This window comes from Clostridium sp. UBA5119 (assembly GCF_002414285.1).
In the GTDB taxonomy this organism is placed as follows: Bacteria; Bacillota; Clostridia; order Clostridiales; family Clostridiaceae; genus Clostridium_J; species Clostridium_J sulfidigenes.
On sequence record NZ_DHYX01000030.1, the window covers coordinates 16,712 to 21,750 of the forward strand.

The following is a 5,039-nucleotide window of genomic DNA, read 5'->3' on the forward strand; positions in this document are numbered from 1 at the left end:
TCCAAACTATAACGACGAAGCTGTTGTTAAGTGTGCTTGTGGTAATACTTTTGTAACAGGTTCTGTTAAATCAGAATTAAAAGTTGATATTTGTTCAAAATGTCATCCATTCTTTACTGGTAAGCAAAAGAATGTAGACGTTGGTGGAAGAGTTGACAAGTTTATGAAAAAATTCAACCTTAAAAGCGAATAATCATATATATTTTTATGTAGGAGAAGAATACTTCTCCTATTTTTTTATGTCCAAAAGCCATAGGTATAAACTCTACCTATGGCTTTTCATATAATCTATTTTAATATATCTTGATTTTTAGATACAATTTCAAAAAATTCTTCATTATTGTTAGTTTTTGATAAAATTCCTATAAGTTTTTCAGTAACAGCTTGAGGGTTCCCTGTCTTATACATAATCTTTCTTATGTTATAACTAACTTCAAGCTGTGATTTTGTAAGAAGCAAATCCTCTCTACGAGTTCCTGACTTATAAATATCTATAGCTGGGAAGATTCTGCGTTCTTGTAGCTGTCTATCAAGGTGTACTTCCATGTTACCAGTACCCTTAAACTCCTCAAAAATCATATCATCCATCCTACTTCCAGTCTCAACCAATGCTGTAGCAAGAATAGTTAAACTTCCGCCTTCCTCAACATTTCTAGCTGCGCCAAAAAACTTTTTAGGCATAAGTAAAGCTCCTGTATCTAATCCACCTGATAGAGTTCTACCCGTTCTAGTTATTGTTAAGTTATAGGCTCTAGCTAATCTTGTTAAACTATCTAAAAGAATTATTACATCTTGTCCTTGTTCTACCATCCTCTTTGCTCTTTCAAGTACCATATAAGCTACCTTCGCATGATGTTCTGGCTCTTCATCAAAGGTTGAGTAAATTACATCTCCCTTAATAGATCTTTGCATGTCTGTAACCTCTTCTGGTCTTTCATCTATAAGAAGTACTATAACTTTAACTTCTGGATGATTCACTGCTATACTATGAGCAATTTTCTTTAAGATAGAAGTCTTTCCCGCTTTAGGTGGAGCAACTATTACACCCCTTTGACCTTTCCCTATAGGTGATAATATGTCCATTAATCTAGTTGATAAATCTTTAGAATCCTCAGTTTCTAATTTCAATCTCTCTGTAGGATATATAGGAATTAGTCTCTCAAAAGATGTTCTTCCAACAGCTCTCTCTGGATTTTCACCATTTATTTTTGTTACTTGTAGAAGAGCTTGATATTTTTCTCCTTCTTTAGAACTTCTTACTTTACCTTCTACTTCATCACCATTCTTAAGATTAAATCTTCTAACTTGGGATATTGAAACATATATATCGTTATTTCCACTTAAATAGTTATTCATTCTAAGTAATCCAAAATTAGCATTGTCACTTAATTCGAATATTCCTTTTGATGTTTCTGATTCACTTATTAAGCTCTTTAATCTTTCACGCTTTTCTTCTATACTATCAACCTTTTCTTCCACTACAGTTTCCTTTGATTCTTCATTATCCAAACCTTTACTAATAACTTCATTTTTACCATTATCTTCTTCTACATCTTTTTTAGTAAGTTTCTCCTTAAGAATTATACCTTCTTTTTTTATTTGAGCAGGTTGTATTTGTTCATCATCCTTATGGGAATCTTCTTCATTTTTAATCTCAATAGATTTTAAAGATACTCTTTCAATTTCTTCAATTAATTCATTCTTTTTAAACTTAGTAATATTTTTTATTCCTAATTCCTTTGCAATACTCTTTAATTCTATAACACTCATGCTATGTAAATTTTCACTATTCAAAGGATCACCTCCTAATTGTATATTTCATTTAAATGTAACTTTGGAAAATAATATTTATATGATTAATATAATTCGATATTATTTATAAATGATAGAAGTTTGAAGCTTTCTTTTAAAATGTATTAAAATTTTATATTGTTTATTTAATATATTCATATAATTATATATAACTAAACTTGTTGTAGTATAGATTTTACTATATAAGTATACACTATATTTTCAAAAAATCTATTACGAAGTAATATATTTATTTTTATATCAATAAATATTTTACTTTAGGTTGAAAAATCTAAGAACTCTGTTTATCATTTTAACCAAACATATCTATACATATACAGAACTAAACTATTTAAATAATCTATTATAATTTTAAACTACTTATCCTTATCTATCAAATCCATTATATTATACTTAGTTATTTTATATTGAAGTGTTTGCCTTGGTATATTAAGAAATTTACTTGCTTTACTTACATTTTTACTATTAATAATTAAAGCTTCCTTTATATATTTAATTTCCATATTCACAAGTTTATCTTTAAGGGACAAACTTTCAGTAATATTTCCTAATTGCAAATCAGATATTTCAATAACTCCACCTCTTTTATAATTTAAAGCACCTTCGATTAAATGTTCTAATTCTCTCACATTTCCATCATAGTCTTTTTTCATTAAAACTTCTAATGCATAACTATCTATTCCATTAACACTAGTACCCAATCTTTTATTATGTTTTTCTATAAACATTGATACAAGCATAGGTATGTCCTCTTTTCTAGCATTTAATTCAGGCATGTTAATTCTTATAACATTAAGTCTATAGTATAAATCTTTTCTTAATTTATTACTCTTAACTAAAAAATCAGGATTCTCATTTACTGATGCTATTATTCTTATATCTGTTTTTCTAGTGCTAGTCTCACCTATTCTTCTAAATTCTCCTTCTTGAAGAACCCTTAAGAACTTACCTTGAAAAACTATATCCATTGAATTTAACTCATCTAAATACAAAGTACCACCATTGGCTATATCAAATAACCCTTCTGACTCTATAGCTCCAGTAAAACCACCTTTTCCTACTCCAAAAAAAATACTCTCTAGCAAGTTGTCTGGAATTGCAGCACAGTTCTGTGCTATAAAGGGCTTTTTTCTTCTTATTGAACTATTATGTATAGCTTGTACGATCAATTCTTTTCCTGTGCCAGTATCACCATAAATGAAAATTGGAGATTTTGAATTACACACCTTCATAGCTAATTCTTTAACATTTCTAATTCCCTTACTATTACCAATTATATCTTCAAAGTTATACAAAATTCACAACCCCTTTAATAATAGAAGCTATGCATTATATAATTCTGCATAGCTTCTAAGTAAAATATTTTTGTACTATTTAACATTTATGGTAGTTACAAGCTTAGTATTAATAATTTGGTCTTTAGCTATTATTACATCATAGTCAACTTTTACTTTACCACCAGCTTCATTCATATCTATATGTACATCATTAGTTTTAATTTTAATAGACAATCCACCATGAGGAGTATTATAAAGAATAGACGAACTACTCCCATTTTTAAACTCCATATTAGTATTTACGTCTCCTTCTCTTATAAGATTAAAATAATTTTCACCTATTCTAAAAGTAGTTAATGTATCCCCTAAACCCGAAAGTTCTGTTTCTTCATATGTAGCAACATACTCATCATCTTCTTTGAAAAATAATCCTGGACTAACAATTTCAATGCATTCATCCTCATCATTATTCTGTATACTACTTACTCTAATTATAGCATCCTTATCCATAATATTTACCTCTATTCTTCCTAAGAATCTTATTTAAAATATATTTAAACTCTAAGGCTATTTTATTTACTCTTCTAAAAACTTTTCTATATAAGATAAGAATTTATTTCCTCATCAGTTGCACAAGTTTCTTCTACAGTTCTGTGATCTTTACTTCCAAACTCTGAATATCTAACAGTGACATTTGGTTCATCTTTACCTTTACTATATCTTATTGCAATCTTAGCTGCAATAGATATTACTTCTTCTGTTGCTTCGCCTATAATTACTATCATAGAACCATTAAAGTCCTGAACTAACAGTATTGTATCACCTTCATTAAGAAGACTTTTTATCATTTCTCCTTCTTCTTGAGTTCTTGTAGATATAACCTTAGCCTTAGGTGTAACTCTAAAATGACGACCTATTCTAAGTAATTCAAGTTCTCGTTCCTCTGGATTTTGGTTATGAGATAAAAGTTCTTTTAACCTAACAGAATAATTTGGTTCTGTTAATTTGCATCCTCCTGCTGGTGATGGATATTCCTTTATACCCCATTTATCAGCAAGTTCCATTTGAACCTTTCTTCCTCTACCTTGAATATTTAAAAGATTTTCCCTATTTACAAGTCCCTTCTCTTCCATCTCTGTAGGTTTAAGATTTTTAGCACAAAGAGGACGAAGAATTTTGCTTCCTATCCCACTTTCATTCTTAACTTTATCTAATGCACTTCTATTTTGAGACATAGGTCTTTGATTTAAAACCTCTCCAGTTATAATAAAATCTGCATCTAATTTTTCTAAGAGTTGTCCACAGTACTTCATCATCATAGCATGACAATCAATACAAGGATTCATATTTTTCCCATATCCGTTTTTAGGATTTTTAACCATCTTAAAATGTTCTTCCTTAAAATCTACTACTTCTAAAGGAATATCTATCTGTTTTACCATTCTTCTTGCATTTTCTTCGTTAAAAAAATAAGATTTAAAGCATATTCCAATAACCTCAATTCCTTGATCTTTAATTAACTTTGCTGCAAGAATACTATCTAAACCGCCTGAAACCATAGCTAATGCTCTTGTCATTTTTTCTTCACCTAACTCTCTTAGTTTCTTTATCTTTGTATCTTTTGCTCTAATCTATAGTATATTAATATCTTTCTTATGGAAANNAAATAACACATATAATAATATTACTATTTTCTTTTATTACTAGCAACTTGAAAGTAATGGTTAGTAAATTTTACTTACTAACCTCTTTCAACTGCCAGTTCAATTAACCTATCTATAAGATTACTATAGGATAACCCTGTAGCTTCCCACATCTTAGGATACATGCTTATACTTGTGAAGCCTGGTATAGTGTTTACTTCATTTAAATATATTTCTCCACTTTCCTTATCTACTAAAAAGTCCACCCTAGCCATACCTGCACAATCTAACTTCTTATAAATTTTAA

At 29.0% G+C, this 5,039-nt stretch carries 5 protein-coding genes and 1 pseudogene; 1 reads left to right on the forward strand and 5 read right to left on the reverse strand.

What is annotated here, in order from left to right; translation table 11 throughout:
• On the forward strand, positions 1-193 hold a 193-nt coding region (gene rpmE, locus B2671_RS03605), incomplete at its 5' end, for a 50S ribosomal protein L31 (RefSeq protein WP_346869190.1).
• A 95-nt stretch (positions 194-288) separates the two neighbouring features.
• Here the strand turns inward: rpmE and rho are convergent.
• The 5 genes and pseudogenes from rho to B2671_RS03630 all read right to left on the reverse strand — a co-directional run.
• On the reverse strand, positions 289-1,770 hold the full coding sequence (gene rho, locus B2671_RS03610) for a transcription termination factor Rho (RefSeq protein ID WP_414632610.1): 1,482 nt from the start codon (positions 1,768-1,770) through the stop codon (positions 289-291).
• Positions 1,771-2,168: 398 nt separating this feature from the next.
• Complete coding sequence (locus tag B2671_RS03615; protein WP_346869192.1) at positions 2,169-3,107, reverse strand: sigma-54 interaction domain-containing protein; 939 nt, start codon at positions 3,105-3,107, stop codon at positions 2,169-2,171.
• Positions 3,108-3,182: 75 nt separating this feature from the next.
• Complete coding sequence (locus B2671_RS03620) at positions 3,183-3,599, reverse strand: DUF1934 domain-containing protein (RefSeq protein ID WP_346869193.1); 417 nt, start codon at positions 3,597-3,599, stop codon at positions 3,183-3,185.
• Between the two features lie 86 nt (positions 3,600-3,685).
• A complete protein-coding gene (locus tag B2671_RS03625; RefSeq protein WP_346869194.1) occupies positions 3,686-4,666 on the reverse strand; it encodes a tRNA 4-thiouridine(8) synthase ThiI in 981 nt (326 codons plus the stop codon).
• 164 nt (positions 4,667-4,830) lie between these two features.
• Positions 4,831-5,039: pseudogene (locus B2671_RS03630) on the reverse strand (D-alanine--D-alanine ligase A); the annotation flags it as partial.

What these genes read in the sequence shown, in the direction of transcription:
- B2671_RS03620 (WP_346869193.1), bottom strand. Translation starts at nt 3,599, where the DNA reads ATGGATAAGGATGCTATAATTAGAGTAAGTAGTATACAGAATAATGAT.
- B2671_RS03625 (WP_346869194.1), bottom strand. Translation starts at nt 4,666, where the DNA reads ATGACAAGAGCATTAGCTATGGTTTCAGGCGGTTTAGATAGTATTCTT.
- rho (WP_414632610.1), bottom strand. Translation starts at nt 1,770, where the DNA reads ATGAGTGTTATAGAATTAAAGAGTATTGCAAAGGAATTAGGAATAAAA.